At 63.6% G+C, this 14,131-nt stretch carries 16 protein-coding genes and 1 pseudogene; 10 read left to right on the plus strand and 7 right to left on the minus strand.

What is annotated here, in order from left to right; translation table 11 throughout:
• Nucleotides 1-159: 159 nt before the first annotated feature.
• Complete coding sequence (locus AB4Y77_RS15785; protein ID WP_311211936.1) at nucleotides 160-357, minus strand: CsbD family protein; 198 nt, start codon at nucleotides 355-357, stop codon at nucleotides 160-162.
• A gap of 185 nt (nucleotides 358-542) precedes the next feature.
• On the opposite strand from AB4Y77_RS15785, the gene AB4Y77_RS15790 reads away from it, so the two are divergent.
• Entirely contained in the window at nucleotides 543-989 is a 447-nt protein-coding gene (locus AB4Y77_RS15790; protein ID WP_442014581.1) for a hypothetical protein, read from the plus strand.
• 10 nt (nucleotides 990-999) lie between these two features.
• Here AB4Y77_RS15790 and AB4Y77_RS15795 read toward each other — a convergent pair whose 3' ends face one another.
• Together AB4Y77_RS15795 and AB4Y77_RS15800 are read right to left on the minus strand one after the other, a co-directional pair.
• On the minus strand, nucleotides 1,000-1,704 hold the full coding sequence (locus tag AB4Y77_RS15795; RefSeq protein ID WP_442014582.1) for an alpha/beta fold hydrolase: 705 nt from the start codon (nucleotides 1,702-1,704) through the stop codon (nucleotides 1,000-1,002).
• A 42-nt stretch (nucleotides 1,705-1,746) separates the two neighbouring features.
• Nucleotides 1,747-2,316: a YdeI/OmpD-associated family protein gene (locus AB4Y77_RS15800; protein WP_442014583.1), complete on the minus strand. Its 570-nt coding sequence runs from the start codon at nucleotides 2,314-2,316 to the stop codon at nucleotides 1,747-1,749.
• A gap of 198 nt (nucleotides 2,317-2,514) precedes the next feature.
• Here AB4Y77_RS15800 and AB4Y77_RS15805 point away from each other — a divergent pair, with 198 nt between their 5' ends.
• From AB4Y77_RS15805 to AB4Y77_RS15835, 7 genes are all read left to right on the plus strand, one after another.
• Nucleotides 2,515-4,011 (plus strand): fumarylacetoacetate hydrolase family protein, encoded by a 1,497-nt coding sequence (locus tag AB4Y77_RS15805; protein WP_442014584.1) that lies wholly within the window; start codon nucleotides 2,515-2,517, stop codon nucleotides 4,009-4,011.
• On the plus strand, nucleotides 4,004-4,690 hold the full coding sequence (locus tag AB4Y77_RS15810) for a GntR family transcriptional regulator (RefSeq protein WP_261609840.1): 687 nt from the start codon (nucleotides 4,004-4,006) through the stop codon (nucleotides 4,688-4,690). Before AB4Y77_RS15805 ends, AB4Y77_RS15810 begins: the two co-directional genes overlap by 8 nt.
• 35 nt (nucleotides 4,691-4,725) lie before the next feature.
• Nucleotides 4,726-6,237, plus strand: a complete 1,512-nt coding sequence (gene hpaE / locus AB4Y77_RS15815) for a 5-carboxymethyl-2-hydroxymuconate semialdehyde dehydrogenase (protein WP_144652317.1) — start codon at nucleotides 4,726-4,728, stop codon at nucleotides 6,235-6,237.
• Nucleotides 6,238-6,275: 38 nt separating this feature from the next.
• Nucleotides 6,276-7,367, plus strand: a complete 1,092-nt coding sequence (gene hpaD / locus AB4Y77_RS15820) for a 3,4-dihydroxyphenylacetate 2,3-dioxygenase (protein WP_311211942.1) — start codon at nucleotides 6,276-6,278, stop codon at nucleotides 7,365-7,367.
• A gap of 3 nt (nucleotides 7,368-7,370) precedes the next feature.
• A complete protein-coding gene (hpaH, locus tag AB4Y77_RS15825) occupies nucleotides 7,371-8,156 on the plus strand; it encodes a 2-oxo-hept-4-ene-1,7-dioate hydratase (protein ID WP_311211943.1) in 786 nt (261 codons plus the stop codon).
• A complete protein-coding gene (locus tag AB4Y77_RS15830; protein WP_311211944.1) occupies nucleotides 8,141-8,944 on the plus strand; it encodes an HpcH/HpaI aldolase/citrate lyase family protein in 804 nt (267 codons plus the stop codon). Before hpaH ends, AB4Y77_RS15830 begins: the two co-directional genes overlap by 16 nt.
• Before the next feature lie 66 nt (nucleotides 8,945-9,010).
• Nucleotides 9,011-9,448 (plus strand): hypothetical protein, encoded by a 438-nt coding sequence (locus tag AB4Y77_RS15835; RefSeq protein WP_442014585.1) that lies wholly within the window; start codon nucleotides 9,011-9,013, stop codon nucleotides 9,446-9,448.
• Here the strand turns inward: AB4Y77_RS15835 and AB4Y77_RS15840 are convergent.
• A pseudogene (locus AB4Y77_RS15840) lies at nucleotides 9,449-9,781 on the minus strand (nuclear transport factor 2 family protein).
• Between the two features lie 17 nt (nucleotides 9,782-9,798).
• On the minus strand, nucleotides 9,799-10,374 hold the full coding sequence (locus tag AB4Y77_RS15845; RefSeq protein WP_442014586.1) for a hypothetical protein: 576 nt from the start codon (nucleotides 10,372-10,374) through the stop codon (nucleotides 9,799-9,801).
• A 243-nt stretch (nucleotides 10,375-10,617) separates the two neighbouring features.
• On the opposite strand from AB4Y77_RS15845, the gene AB4Y77_RS15850 reads away from it, so the two are divergent.
• Both AB4Y77_RS15850 and AB4Y77_RS15855 read left to right on the plus strand, forming a co-directional pair.
• On the plus strand, nucleotides 10,618-11,826 hold the full coding sequence (locus tag AB4Y77_RS15850) for an aspartate transaminase (RefSeq protein ID WP_311211948.1): 1,209 nt from the start codon (nucleotides 10,618-10,620) through the stop codon (nucleotides 11,824-11,826).
• Between the two features lie 22 nt (nucleotides 11,827-11,848).
• Nucleotides 11,849-12,523, plus strand: coding sequence for a 4-carboxy-4-hydroxy-2-oxoadipate aldolase/oxaloacetate decarboxylase (locus tag AB4Y77_RS15855; protein WP_442014587.1), 675 nt, complete (start codon nucleotides 11,849-11,851; stop codon nucleotides 12,521-12,523).
• Between the two features lie 195 nt (nucleotides 12,524-12,718).
• Here AB4Y77_RS15855 and AB4Y77_RS15860 read toward each other — a convergent pair whose 3' ends face one another.
• Both AB4Y77_RS15860 and AB4Y77_RS15865 read right to left on the minus strand, forming a co-directional pair.
• A complete protein-coding gene (locus AB4Y77_RS15860; protein ID WP_311211950.1) occupies nucleotides 12,719-12,940 on the minus strand; it encodes a hypothetical protein in 222 nt (73 codons plus the stop codon).
• A 125-nt stretch (nucleotides 12,941-13,065) separates the two neighbouring features.
• A complete protein-coding gene (locus tag AB4Y77_RS15865) occupies nucleotides 13,066-14,010 on the minus strand; it encodes a LysR substrate-binding domain-containing protein (RefSeq protein WP_311211951.1) in 945 nt (314 codons plus the stop codon).
• Nucleotides 14,011-14,131 lie beyond the last annotated feature (121 nt).

Below are 14,131 nucleotides of genomic sequence, written 5' to 3' on the forward strand. Positions count from 1 at the left end.
CCCGATGAATTTATGAAATACAGCCAATAGAGCACTCCTGCCGATTGGGTCGGACTCGGTACTACACCAGTAACGCTAGCGGCTCCCGCGGCTGGTAGCAAGTAACCTGACTATTAGCTCAACCTTGCTTGCAGGCCCGGGATGCCGGGGATCCGCGCTCTAGTGGCCCTTGAGGGAGTCCGCTGCTCCCTTGGCTGCGTCCTTGATTTTCTCACCGGACTGCTTGAGATTTGCCTCAGCTTGCTCGCTGCGCCCCTCGGCCTGGAGGTTCCCGTCGCCGGTGGTTTCGCCGGTCTTTTCCTTGAGCTTGCCGCCGGCTTCTTCGGCAGCATTGTTAATCTTGTCGTCCAGTCCCATGGCATTCACTCCCCGGGTTGCGGTGCGGTTACTTCCTGCGGTTATCCGCTGGTTGGCATAACAGTTTAGTGGATTGTTAAATTTCGGCAAATTACTGGTAACCGGCCCGCAATCACTGGGCAGGTGACAGCGCGTGCCCGCCGGGGCTAGTGTCGAGGAATAACGCCTCGAAAGGAGTGATTCCTGTGAAAGGGAAAGCATTGTTCGCCGTTGGAGTGGCTGTCGGCTACGTCTGGGGATCCAAGTCCTGGCCGGAGGTGTATCGGCGTCTCCGCGGAGGCACTGAAAAGGTCTGGAAGAATCCGGAGGTCCAGGAGAACGTCCACCATGCCACCGAAGCTGTGCAGGAGTCAGTTCCGGACATTCTGGACAACCTCTATGAGGCCGGTAAGAAGCTGATGGAGAAGGCCGAGACCATGTTCCCCGGCATTTCCTCACCGAAGACGGACCAGCGGTCCGGTCCTTCGTACACCAGCTCCTCTTCCACTGGCCCTACTGTCACCACCGTGCCCACGGTCAAGTCCGACGTCGTATCGGACCCCGCCCGGGATGACACCACCGGCAGCGACTGGACCGATGAGGGTGGCGCGGCGCCGGAGGGGCCCGCCACGAATACGCCGCCCAGGGCCTGAAGCCCCTGGGCTACTTGGCGCGTTCCACCGCGGTCACGATCGCCTCTCCCAGTTCCTTCGGTTTGGTAAATTGCGGCCAGTGACCCGTGGGGAGGTCGATGTAGTCCACGTCCCGGATCCGCGCGAGCTCGGCGGTGAACGGGTGCCCGGCGTCCATCCATTCCTTAAGGAGCGACGACGGGAACTGGCACGCGATGATCGTGGCCGGAACGTCGTACCGGCGGACGTCAGTCAGGTGCTGCTGGTCGACTGCCACTCCCTTGGGCTCAGGGACGGCGCGGGCGCGGAATGCTCTCTTCAGGTCATCGGTGAGGTCAGTCAGGTCTTCGTCTTCGAAGGCTTCCCACGGCGGCAGCGGGATGTCGTCGCCGTCGTCGGGCAGTTCATCATTGATGACCCCGCCCTCACCAAGCGGTCCGCTATCCACATAGATGGCGCGGGCCACGCGGTCCGGACGGGAGTCGGCTGCACCGTGGATGATGGCGCCCCCGCCCGAGTGACCCACCAGGATGACCTTGCCCTCCAGCGAATCCATTTTTGCCACCACGACATCGATGTGCGTGCGAAGACCGATGCCGGCGCGTGGTGCATCGGCAGACTCCAAGCCGGGCAAGGTCAAGGGGTGAACCGTGTGTCCAGAGGCGACCAGTGGGGGCGTCACCTCATCCCATGACGACGCGTCCAACCAGAAACCGGGTACAAGGATGATGTCCATGTCGGTACCCTACGGGAGGCCACTGACAGTTTGTAAGAGTGGCTAGTTTCCTCCGGCCAGCTTCTGCACTTCCTTCGCCAGGATTTTGTCGCGGGACTCTGGAGTGCGGGCCTTCAGGACCTGCAGGATGATGAGGTACCGATCGGTTTTGCCCAGCCGTTCAAAGGCTTCCTTTGCAGCCGTGTTGGCTGCCAGCGCCGCTTCCAGGTCTTCGGGCACCTCGGCCTTGGCCTGCGAAACGTAAGCCGCCTCCCATCGTCCGTCAGCTTTGGCGGCCTCTATCTCCGCGAACCCCGCAGGTTGCATGCGCCCGGCCTCGATGAGGTGGGCCACTTTGCCCACGTTCACCTGCGACCATGTGCTCCGGGCGCGGCGCCGCGAATATCTCTGCAGGAACGTCTCCCCGTCGTGGGCCCTCCGTTGGCCGTCGATCCAGCCGAAGCAGAGGGCGGCGTCCAGGGCATCCTGTATCTCGACGAGACCGGCGCCCGCGTTCTTCTTCCCGATCACCAGCCACGCTTCGGTGTGGGTGCCGTGATGCGCCGCGAGCCATTCCTCCCACTCCGCGCCGCTGGCAAACCTCAGTAACTCCGGTTCGTTCTCCCGTTCCATGGTCTCCCCTCCCGTTGCACTCGCCCAAGTACCAGCATCCCCCACGTAAGTCGCAGTTGATGCCGTTCTCAGCGCTGAAAACGGCATCTGCTGCGACTTAGTTGGGTCTGGGCAGGGGGTTGACGCGGGTCACATTCACGGTTCATAGTTATCGTATACGATTTCGTACCTGATGCAGCTCGAGGAAGAGGAGGCGCCGTGACACTGGAGTTCCGGACCCAGGAAGTCAGCCAGGACATGCTGGCCCGGACGCGCAAAGTCATTGCCGTCCACATCAACTACCCCAGCCGTGCGGCCCAGCGGGGACGGACTCCTGAGCAGCCGTCGTACTTTCTGAAGCCGTCCTCGTCCCTGGCGCTCGGCTCCGCGGACGCTCCCGGCACGGTTGAGCGTCCGGCCGGTTGTGAGCTGCTGGGCTATGAGGGCGAGATCGCGCTGGTGATCGGCAAGACCGCCCGTCGCGTGGAATTGGAAGACGCGTGGAGCCACGTCGAGTGGGTCACCGCGTCCAACGACCTCGGTGTGTACGATCTCCGCTACGCAGACAAGGGCTCCAACGTCCGGTCCAAGGGCGGCGACGGTTTCACCCCCGTTGGCCCGGCGCTGATTCCGGCCGACGCCGTGGACCCGGCCCGGTTGCGGATCCGCACCTGGCACAACGGGGACCTCGTCCAGGACGACACCACCGAGGACCTGCTCTTCCCCTTCGCCCAACTCGTCGCGGACCTCTCGCAGCTGCTCACCCTCGAAGAGGGCGACATCATCCTCACCGGCACCCCCGCCGGCGCCTCCGTTGCCAAGCCGGGTGACGTCGTCGAAATTGAAGTCACCGGCGGCGGCTTCAGCAGCGGCCGTCTGGCCACCAAAGTCACGGAAGGCACGACGCCGTTCGCGGACTTTGGTGCCCGGCCCAAGACTGATGACACCCAGCGGGAAGAAGCGTACGGATCCCGCGAAGCCGCTGGACTGGCGCCTGCCGCGAGCGTCCTGATGCCGGAGCTGAAGGCGAAACTTGAAAGCGTCGCGACCGCCACCCTGTCTTCCCAGCTCCGCAAGCGCGGGCTGAACAACGTGAGCATCGACGGCCTGCAGGCTACCCGCCCGGACCGCAAAGTGGTGGGACTGGCCCGGACCCTGCGCTATGTGCCCAACCGCGAGGACCTCTTCAAGTCCCACGGCGGTGGGTTCAATGCCCAGAAGCGCGCCATCGACTCCGTGAACGAGGGCGAAATCCTGGTCATGGAAGCCCGCGGCGAGAAGGGCACGGGCACGGTGGGGGACATCCTGGCGTTGCGTGCCCAGGTCCGCGGAGCTGCTGCCATCATCACCGACGGTGGCGTCCGGGACTACTCGGCCGTGGCCGATCTGCAGATGCCGACGTACTTCGCCAACCCGCACCCGGCTGTGCTGGGACGCCGTCACATTCCGTGGGATACGGACATCACCATCGCTTGCGGCGGGGCCACGGTCCAGCCGGGGGACATCATCGTGGCCGACTCGGACGGCATTCTGGTGATCCCGCCGGCCATCGCCGAAGAGCTGGCGGACGACTGCATCGCCCAGGAAAAGGAAGAGACTTTCATTTTCCAGATGGTTCAGGAAGGCAACAGCGTGGACGGGCTGTACCCCATGAACAAGGAATGGCAGGCACGCTTCGAGGAATGGCAGAGCCGGCAAGGAGCCCACAGTGACTGAGACCGCCGTCGGAAGTACCGCCGTCGAAAACGCCGCAGCCCAAAGCAAGTCCCAACAGGCCTACGCCGCCGTGAAGGCGCGCATCGTGGAGGGCGCTTACACGCCGGGGTACCGGCTGGTGCTCGCCAAGATCGCCGAGGACCTGGGCTTCAGCGTGGTCCCGGTCCGCGAAGCGATTCGCCGCCTGGAAGCCGAAGGACTGGTGAAGTTCGAACGGAACGTGGGCGCTACGGTGTCCGGGATCGACCCCACCGAGTACCTCTACACGATGCAGACCCTGAGCATCGTGGAAGGCGCGGCCACCGCGTTGTCCGCGCCGCTGATCGACTCGGTCTCCATTGCCCGGGCCCGTGCGGTGAACGAGGAAATGCGGGAGTGCCTGGAACACTTTGATCCCGTCCGATTCACCGCGCTGAACCAGGACTTCCACAGTGTCCTGTTTGAACACTGCCCCAACCCGCACATTCTTGACCTGGTCCACCGGGGATGGAACCGGCTGGCGTCCATCCGGTCCTCGACCTTCCGGTTTGTCCCAGGCCGCGCGCAGGAATCGGTGCGCGAACACGAAGCATTGCTGCAGCTCATCGAGAGCGGTGCAGACGCCGACACCATCGAAAAGGCAGCCCGCCAGCACCGCGCTTCCACCCTGGATGCGTACCTGGCCCAAGCCAAGCAATAACTACCAACCACTGATCGCTAGTTAGGACTTCAACGATGACGACCTCAGTAGAGACCGCCAAGCACTACATCCCCGAGAACCTGCCCTCCCACATCCAGCACTTCATCAACGGCGAGTTCGTTGATTCGGTATCCGGCAAGACCTTCGACGTCCTGGATCCGGTATCCAACGGCAATTACGCCACGGCTGCTGCGGGCCAGAAAGAAGACATCGACCTTGCTGTGGCTGCTGCCCGCGAGGCGTTCGTCAACGGTCCCTGGCCGAAAATGAAGCCACGCGAGCGTGCCCGGGTGCTGAACAAGATCGCCGACGCCGTCGAGGCCCAGGAAGCCCGCCTCGCCGAGCTGGAGACGTTTGATACCGGCCTGCCGATCACCCAGGCCAAAGGCCAGGCGCTCCGAGCTGCCGAGAACTTCCGCTTCTTCGCGGACCTGATCGTGGCGCAGTTCGACGACGCCATGAAGGTCCCGGGCTCGCAGATCAACTACGTGAACCGGAAGCCGATCGGCGTCGCAGGCCTGATCACGCCCTGGAACACCCCGTTCATGCTCGAGTCCTGGAAGCTCGCTCCGGCATTGGCAACAGGCAACACTGTGGTGCTGAAGCCGGCCGAGTTCACCCCGCTGTCCGCGTCGCTGTGGGCGCAGATCTTCAAGGATGCGGGCCTGCCCGACGGCGTGTTCAACCTGGTCAACGGCCTGGGCGAAGAAGCCGGCGACGCGCTCGTGAAGCACCCGGACGTGCCGCTGATCTCCTTCACCGGCGAGACCACCACGGGCCAGACCATCTTCCGCAACGCCGCAGCCAACCTCAAGGGCCTGTCCATGGAGCTCGGCGGCAAGTCCCCGTGCGTCGTGTTCGCCGACGCCGACCTGGACGCCGCGATCGATTCGGCACTGTTCGGGGTGTTCTCCCTCAACGGCGAACGCTGCACCGCCGGTTCCCGCATCCTGGTTGAGCGGGCCATTTACGACGAATTCTGCGAGAAGTACGCCGCCCGGGCCAAGAACATCGTGGTGGGCGATCCCCACGATCCCAAGACCCAGGTGGGTGCCCTGGTTCACCCCGAGCACTACAACAAGGTGGCGTCGTACGTGGAGATCGGCAAGTCCGAAGGCAGGCTCCTGGCCGGCGGCGGCCGACCTGACCACCTGCCCGAAGGCAACTACATCGCACCCACGGTGTTTGCCGACGTCGCGCCTGACGCGCGGATCTTCCAGGAGGAAATCTTCGGTCCCGTCGTGGCCATCACGCCCTTCGAGAACGACGACGAAGCCCTCGCCTTGGCCAACAACACCAAGTACGGCCTCGCGGCCTACATCTGGACCCAGAACCTGACACGGGCCCACAACTTCTCCCAGAACGTGGAGGCCGGCATGGTGTGGCTCAACAGCCACAACGTCCGCGATCTTCGCACTCCGTTCGGTGGCGTGAAAGCGTCCGGCCTGGGCCACGAGGGTGGCTACCGTTCCATCGACTTCTACACCGACCAGCAGGCCGTGCACATCACGCTCGGATCCGTTCATACGCCTAAATTCGGCGCCTAAAAGCTTCCCACTGACCCTTTCAACGAAGAGAGAATCCCATGAGCAACTTCACCGGCCCCATCCCTACCCCCACCGTCCCGGCACCGGACATTGTCCGCTGCGCCTACCTGGAACTGGTGGTCACGGACCTGGCCAAGTCCCGCGCGTTCTACGTGGACCTCCTGGGCCTGCACGTCACCGAGGAAGATGAGAACACCATCTACCTGCGCTCCTTCGAGGAGTTCATCCACCACAACCTGGTCCTCCGCAAGGGCCCTGTGGCCGCAGCAGCAGCCTTCGCCTACCGCGTGAAGTCCCCGGCGGAGGTGGACGCCGCCGAGGCCTACTACCGTGAACTGGGCTGCCGGGTGGAGCGCCGCAAGGAAGGCTTCACCAAGGGCGTTGGCGACTCCGTCCGCGTGGAAGACCCGCTGGGCTTCCCGTACGAGTTCTTCTACGACGTGGAGCACGTCGAACGCCTCACCCAGCGTTACGACCTCTACTCCGCCGGCGAACTGGTCCGCCTGGACCACTTCAACCAGGTCACCCCGGACGTCCCGCGCGGCCGCAAGTACCTGGAGGACCTCGGCTTCCGCGTCTCCGAGGACATCAAGGATTCCGACGGCGTGACGTACGCCGCGTGGATGCACCGCAAGCAGACCGTGCACGATACCGCCCTGACCGGTGGCAACGGACCCCGCCTGCACCACATCGCGTTCTCCACGCATGAGAAGCACAACATCATCCAGATCTGCGACAAGATGGGTGCCCTGCGCATCTCCGACCGGATCGAACGCGGCCCCGGTCGCCACGGTGTGTCCAACGCGTTCTACCTCTACATCCTGGACCCGGACGGCCACCGCGTGGAGATCTACACCCAGGACTACTACACCGGCGACCCGGACAACCCCACCGTCACCTGGGATGTCCACGACAACCAGCGCCGCGACTGGTGGGGCAACCCCGTGGTCCCGTCCTGGTACACTGAGGCCTCCCTGGTCCTGGACCTCGACGGCAACCCGCAGCCCATCATCGAACGCGAGGACAAGTCCGAAATGGCCGTCACCGTGGGCGCCGACGGCTTCTCCTACACCCGTCCGGACGGCTCCTCGGATGCGGCTGAGGGGTTCAAGCTGGGGGCGCAGGTCTAGGCCATGTTGGACGCGAAGACGATCGAAGCCATTGCCGACGAGCTCCTCGAAGCCGGCCGCAACCGCAAGCCGGTCCCGCGACTGACCGCCCGCTACCCCGACATGACGGTGGAGGATTCCTACGCCGTGCAGCAGTTGTGGAGGCGGCGGAACGAGGAAGCCGGGCGCACGTTGGTGGGGCGGAAGATCGGCCTCACGTCCAAGGCCATGCAGGCAGCCACCGGGATCACCGAACCGGATTACGGTGCCATTTTCGATGACATGGTCCTGGAAACGGGATGCTCCGTGGAGTGGGACAAATACACCCACCCTCGGGTTGAGGTGGAGTTGGCCTTCGTGCTGAAGTCCGGTCTCAAAGGGCCCGGCTGCACGATTTTCGACGTCCTCAACGCCACCGACTACGTGGTTCCGGCCCTCGAGATCCTGGACTCCAGGATCGAAATGGAGGGCCGGACCATCGTGGACACCATCTCGGACAACGCCGCGATGGGGGCCATGGTGGTGGGTGGTCGCCCGGTGCGGCCCGACGCCGTGGACCTCCGCTGGGTGTCCGCCATCCTGTACAAAAACCAGACCGTGGAAGAGACCGGAGTGGCAGCCGGAGTGCTGGATCATCCGGCCAACGGCGTGCACTGGCTGGCCAACAAGATCGCCGCGCACGGGGACTCCATGAAAGCCGGAGATATCATCCTGGCGGGCTCGTTTACCCGCCCGCTCTGGGTGTACAAAGGTGATACCGTGCACGCTGACTACGGACCGTTGGGAGTTGTGACATGCCACTTCAGCTAGGCCCCACTTTCTACTCGGCGCTCACTGAGGCGGGCCGGCCGCTCGCTGGCATGTGGGTGTGTTCCGGTAGCCCCTTGGTTGCAGAAATCTGCGCCGGATCCGGCCTGGACTGGGTCCTGATCGACGCCGAGCACAGTCCCAACGGACTGGAATCCATCCTGGCCCAGCTTCATGCCGTGAGTGGCTACCCGGTGCAGGCCATGGTCCGGCCACCCGTCAACGACACCGTGGTCATCAAGCAATACCTGGACCTCGGTGTGCAGAACCTGCTCATTCCCATGGTGAACTCGGCGTTTGAGGCCGCCTCCGCGGTGGCCGCTGTCCGGTATCCGCCTCATGGGGTCCGGGGCGTCGGCTCGGCGTTGGCCCGGGCGTCCCGATGGAACCGGGTTCCGGACTACTTGGCGACGGCCTCGGAGACCATCAGCCTCACGGTCCAGATCGAATCCGAGGCTGCGGCGTCTGCGGTGGAAGAGATCCTGGCCGTCGACGGTGTTGACGGCATATTCCTCGGCCCCTCGGACCTCGCTGCTTCCATGGGCCTGCTGGGACAGCAGGAAAATCCCTTGGTGAGGGCCGTCGTCGAGCACTGCCTCGCAGCCGCCAAAGCGGCCGGAAAGCCTGCCGGCGTGAACGCCTTCAACGAGTCAACCGCCCGCGCCTATCTCGACGCCGGTGCCTCCTTTGTGCTGGTCGGCGCCGACGTTGCGGTGCTGGCCCGCGCGTCGGAAGGATTCGCGTCAACATACATTCCCGTGTCTGAAACGGCTGACCGCGAAAGCTACTGACCTGTTCCAGCCCGGGGTAGATGGTGGGCTAGGCTCGATGGAACGAGAGCCTGAGGGGGCAGAGCCGTGAATCGTCGTGGGTTAGCTGTAATTGCCGTAGTTGCTGTGCTCGGACTGGCCGGTTGTTCGTCACCGACTGGCCCGGACGTCCTGGCACGGGAAGCGACGGCGGAGGACGAACTTCCGGAGACCGTAAGCCTTATCAGTGTGGATACGGACATCAAAGCGGGGTCGGCCCGGTTGCTGACAACGTATGACGATGTGGAGTACTTCGCGGCCAAGAGTTCCACTGGAGGGTCCGCCTGCTTGATTTCGGTGCCTGTAGGACTCCCGGGGCGGTGGCGGGCAGGTTGCGCAGCGTTGGCGACAGGCGAGGAAATCATCACTCTGACTGGCTTTGACGATTCACAAGCGACGCTCATCAACGATGGCGTGGATGCCGGCCGGCCGAAATACGACGGCTGGACCCAGATCCACCCCAACGTCCTGTACAAACCCCGCTAGCTACTTGCGGGCCATGTACCACTCAGTGAATTCACGGGCGCGGCCGTCCTCGGCGAATCGAATGACCCACAGGTTGTCATAGGTGGGGTCGCCGTTGAGGTAGGTGGTCAGGCCTTGGACGAAGGCCGTGTCGCCGTCCTTGCCCAAGAGCGTCCATTCGAAGGTCCAGTCCTCAGGCCTGTCACCGGCGTCCGCCCACGCTTTCACGATTTCCTCGTGGCCGTTCCACGGTTTCGCCGTGTTGGGGCGGTCGTTGTAGACGGCGTCCTCCGTGAAAAGTGCCCTGATTTCTGCGGGGTCGTTTGAGGTTCACGCGCGTTCGTACTGGTCCATCCAAGAGTTCACGTCGCTCATCCCTCCGTTTTACCCTGCTGCTGGGCCCGGTTCAACGGGTGGGTGATTCCCCGGCTCGCGCGGCGGATGTGGTCCGGGGTGAGGCCGGTCAGTGAGGCGAGCTCCAGATCATCGCAGACCTGGTTCCGGAGGGCCATCACAATGAGGGCCTCGCGGCGTTCGGTGATCTGCTCCCGGTGGTTTTCTGCTGCTTTCAACGACTCGCTCTTCGCCGTCAAAGCCGTCACGTGCGCATCGCGCGGGAGTCCGCTGGGGTGGAGGTCGTCATAAGCCAAAGCGATGGTCCTGACCGCTTTGACGTTCTCACCCGTGATGGCCGAAACGGTGGTCAGGCTGAGCCCGTCCTCGATGGCCTGTGCTATCAGCTCGTTTCTGGCCGCGCTCAGGTTACGGATAGCGCTGGCCGCATGCGAGATGAGCTGCCGATGAACTCCCAGCGCGTGTGCCAGAGTGGCGTGTTCCGTGTGTTCCTGCGCTTGCGGGCGCTGTGCCTTGGCCCTGTAGGTGTACCTTCCGGTGGCTGAGCGGCCCTGAGGGGAAACGGCGGGGGCTGAGCGGGTTCGGGGTGGCATAGTGGCTCCCTTTTCGGTTCGGAACAGGTCCTTGTGATCCCTCGAATGTAGGCGTCGATGGCCCGGGTGAGGAAATACCAATACAGCGTGAGCCCATAAGCAAAGTGCATGGAAGATGCGTCATAAGCCCCCCTTATAGATCCACGCACATTAGGTCTTATCCACAGCCCGCGCGAATCCCTAGTCTCGAAAAAGGGGACACGCGAATCCGCATGTCCTGAGTTCCATATTCCTGGAGGAGACATGTCCGAGTACCTGCCGGCGTCGAGGGTCACCCGCATCAAGTCCTCAGCGAGCGTCGCCGCGGCCGCCCGCGTCCGCGAACTGAAGGCTGAAGGCATCCCGATCATCGACCTGACCGTTGGCGAGCCGGACTTCGACACCCCGGACCACATCAAGGCCGCCGCCATCGAGGCGATCAACAACGGCGAGACCAAGTACACGTCGGTGACGGGTACCCCTGAGCTGCAAACCGCCATCCTGCGCACAATCGAGGGGCACACCGGACATCACTATGAGCGCAACCAGTTGACCATCGGCGGTGGCGCCAAACAGGTCCTCTACGTTGCCCTGATGGCGTCATTGAATGACGGGGACGAGGTGATCGTCCCCGCGCCATATTGGGTTTCGTACCCGGACATGGTGCTGGCGAACGACGGCACTCCCGTGATCGTCCCGTGCGGCGAAGAGGTGGGCTTCAAGCTCACGCCGAACGCCCTGGAAAAGGCCATCACCCCCAAGACCAAGTGGCTCATCCTCAATGCCCCGTCCAATCCGACCGGCGCTGTGTACACCCGCGACGAACTGCGGGCCCTCGGCGCAGTCCTGGAGCAGCATCCACAGGTGTACATCCTCACTGACGAGATCTACGACGAAATCCACTTCGGCGACGGCCGCGTCACCAGCCTGGTCACCGCCGCACCGGTTCTCAAGGACCGCATCCTGCTGGTCAACGGCGTCTCCAAGGCCTACGCCATGACGGGCTGGCGGCTCGGCTACGGCGTGGGACCGGCTCCTCTGATCGCCGCCATGAACAAGCTGCAGTCCCAAACCTCGTCCTGCCCGTCGTCCATCAGCCAGGCTGCCGCGGTAGCGGCGTTGAACGGTGACCAGACTTTCGTCCGCGACAGCGTGGAGGTGTACCGCAAGCGCCGGGACGCCGCCGTCGAGGGCTTGAATGCCATCGACGGACTGTCTGTTGCGCCGGCGGAAGGCGCCTTTTATGCCTACGTGAACTGTGGCGGGGTCATCGGCAAGACCGCTCCCGATGGCACCGTCATCAAGGACGACCAGGATTTCACGCTTTACCTCCTGGACGCTGCCCGCGTCGCTGTCATCCAGGGCTCGGCCTACGGCCTGGGTCCCTACTTCCGGATCTCCTTCGCCACCTCGCTGGAGACCATCAACGCCGGCGTGGACTCCATCCGCGACGCCGTCAACGCCCTGTCCTAAGACTCACAGAAAGATCCCGACCATGATCCACGTCAAGACCAGATTCGAGCGCCCGGATGCCGACATCGTCAGCCGCCTCGCCGCCTTTTCCTCAGCCACTATCCATGAAGCCCAGGGCCGCCGCGGCGCCTTGAGCTCCAAAATCAAGCCGATCGACCGGTCCATGTCCTTCTGCGGCCCGGCCGTGACTGTGGCCTGCGCCCCGCAGGACAACCTCATGCTCCAAGTGGCCATCCACTACGCACAGGCCGGCGACGTGGTTCTGGTCGGTGCGCAGGAAATGGCCGAAGCCGGCACGTTCGGCGACGTCCTGGGCAATGCCATGAAAGCCAAAGGCATCGCCGCCATGGTGACCGATTCCGGCGTGCGCGATACCCAGGACCTGATCGAACTCGGCCTGCCCGTCTTCTCCGGCAGCGTCAGCATCAAGGGGACCGTCAAGGAAACCCTCGGTCCGATCAACCACCCGATCGTCTTCGGCGACGAAATCGTCTACCCCGGCGACATCCTCCGCGGCGACGCTGACGGCGTGGTGGTGGTGCGCCGCGAAGAAGCCGAGGAAGTCATCGCACTCTCCCAAGCCCGCGACGACCACGAACGCGAACTCATCAAGCTCTACCACGACGGCGGCACCACCATTGAGCTGTGCGGCCTGGCCGAGAAGCTGAAGGAGAAGGGCCTGTTGGTCGAGGACTAAGGGTTTCCGAAAGGACCGGCCACCGCAGGACGGTGGCCGGTCCTTTGCCGTGCTGTTTGCCTATTCTTGGGCACCCCCACTTGGGCACAGTAAAGGCGCCTTGCCAGGGGCAGGGCGCCTTATGGTGGTGGAGCTTTGGTGAAGGTACGACGGCGGGTGGCCGGGTTTGTGGGGTTCGGCCGGGCCCGCGTGGGCTTAATCAAGCCCTGAGTGTCCCGGACGCGTGTCCACCAGGTGCCATTCGATGCTGCTGCCGGCGTGGGCGGGCATCAGGCTGCCTTCGAAGACGAAGAGGGGTTCACCGATGCCGCCACCCGGACGCCAGAAGCCGTTTCTTGGGCAATGGAATCCGGTTCGTGCGCTGACGGTTCCGCGGGTCGGATTCGACACCCATCCGGCTGTGCTGATCTTTTTCACCGTTGTTTCCTTTGAACTTGCCCGCGGAACCCCGTGGGCCTTTTTCGAATTTCTTTCTTATTCGATAATAGGAAATTGCAACGGCCTTGAATAAGACCAAAGGTGTCTGTCCGGATAAGCGATTGTTATGGATGGGCCGGCAGTTGCACGGGGTCGGTCCCGTACTTGTTGATCAGTTGTTGATGCAGCATCTCCTTGACCACCAGGAGCACGGCCGACGCGGCCTCTGACAGCGGCTCGTGGTCCGGGGTGCAGAGGGCAATCTTGCTCTGCAGTCCGGGCTCCACGATCCGCAGCACCTTGAAGTCCTGGTCCGGGAAGAGGGCGTCGGCGGCAGACTTCGGCAGCACGGTCCCGCCGAGGTTGGCCCTGATGAGCCTCGTCAGTGAAGGAACCGATTCCACTTCGCCTACCAGTTTCAGGGGAAGGTCCTGGTCCGCCAAACCCTTCTCGATGAGCTGACGCAGTGTGTGGTTCTTCTCCGGGAGGAACAGCCCCACCGTGCTGGCCTCCGCGAGGGTGATGGTGTCCTTGCCGTGGCTGATGTCCACATCGGGATGGACCACCAGGTGCAGGTCTTCCACGATCATGGTGGTGAACTGGACTCCACGGATCTTTCCAGGCTCATAGATGAGAGCCATGTCGAGGCGGCCGTTCTTGATGGCCTCGCTCAGTACGCCGCCGAAAATCTCCGTCAGATGCACCACGATGTCCGGGTAGCGGCGGCCCACTTCACGGATGATCTGGGGTGTCAGGCTAGAGGCCATGCTGTAGGGCGCAATCGCGATGGAGACCCGGCCGGAGGGGGCTGCGCCGGAGGACGCGACGTCCTGCCGGGCTTGTTCCACCAGCCGCAGAATCGACTGTGCATGGCGGTAGAGCGTGTGCCCGGCTGCCGTCGGTTCCACGCCTTGCTTGCTGCGGATCAGGAGGCGTTGCTTGAGGTCGTTTTCCAGTGCAGACACCTGCTGGCTGAGGGCCGGCTGGGCAACATGGAGCGCTGCAGCTGCCTTGGTGATGCTCCCCGAATCAACGATCTGCACGAAGTATGAGAGCTTCCGCGTGTCCATGGATGTACCTTCCTGGGGAGCCGTGCCCCGTGGGTGGGAAGTCCCCTTGGGTGGCAGGTCCCGATGTTCAAATATAGACGCATCGCCCAGCGGGCAGTCTCTGGGACCCATGCCACAGGGT

The sequence above is a fragment of the Paenarthrobacter sp. YAF11_1 genome (genome assembly GCF_052113445.1).
Lineage (GTDB): Bacteria > Actinomycetota > Actinomycetes > Actinomycetales > Micrococcaceae > Arthrobacter.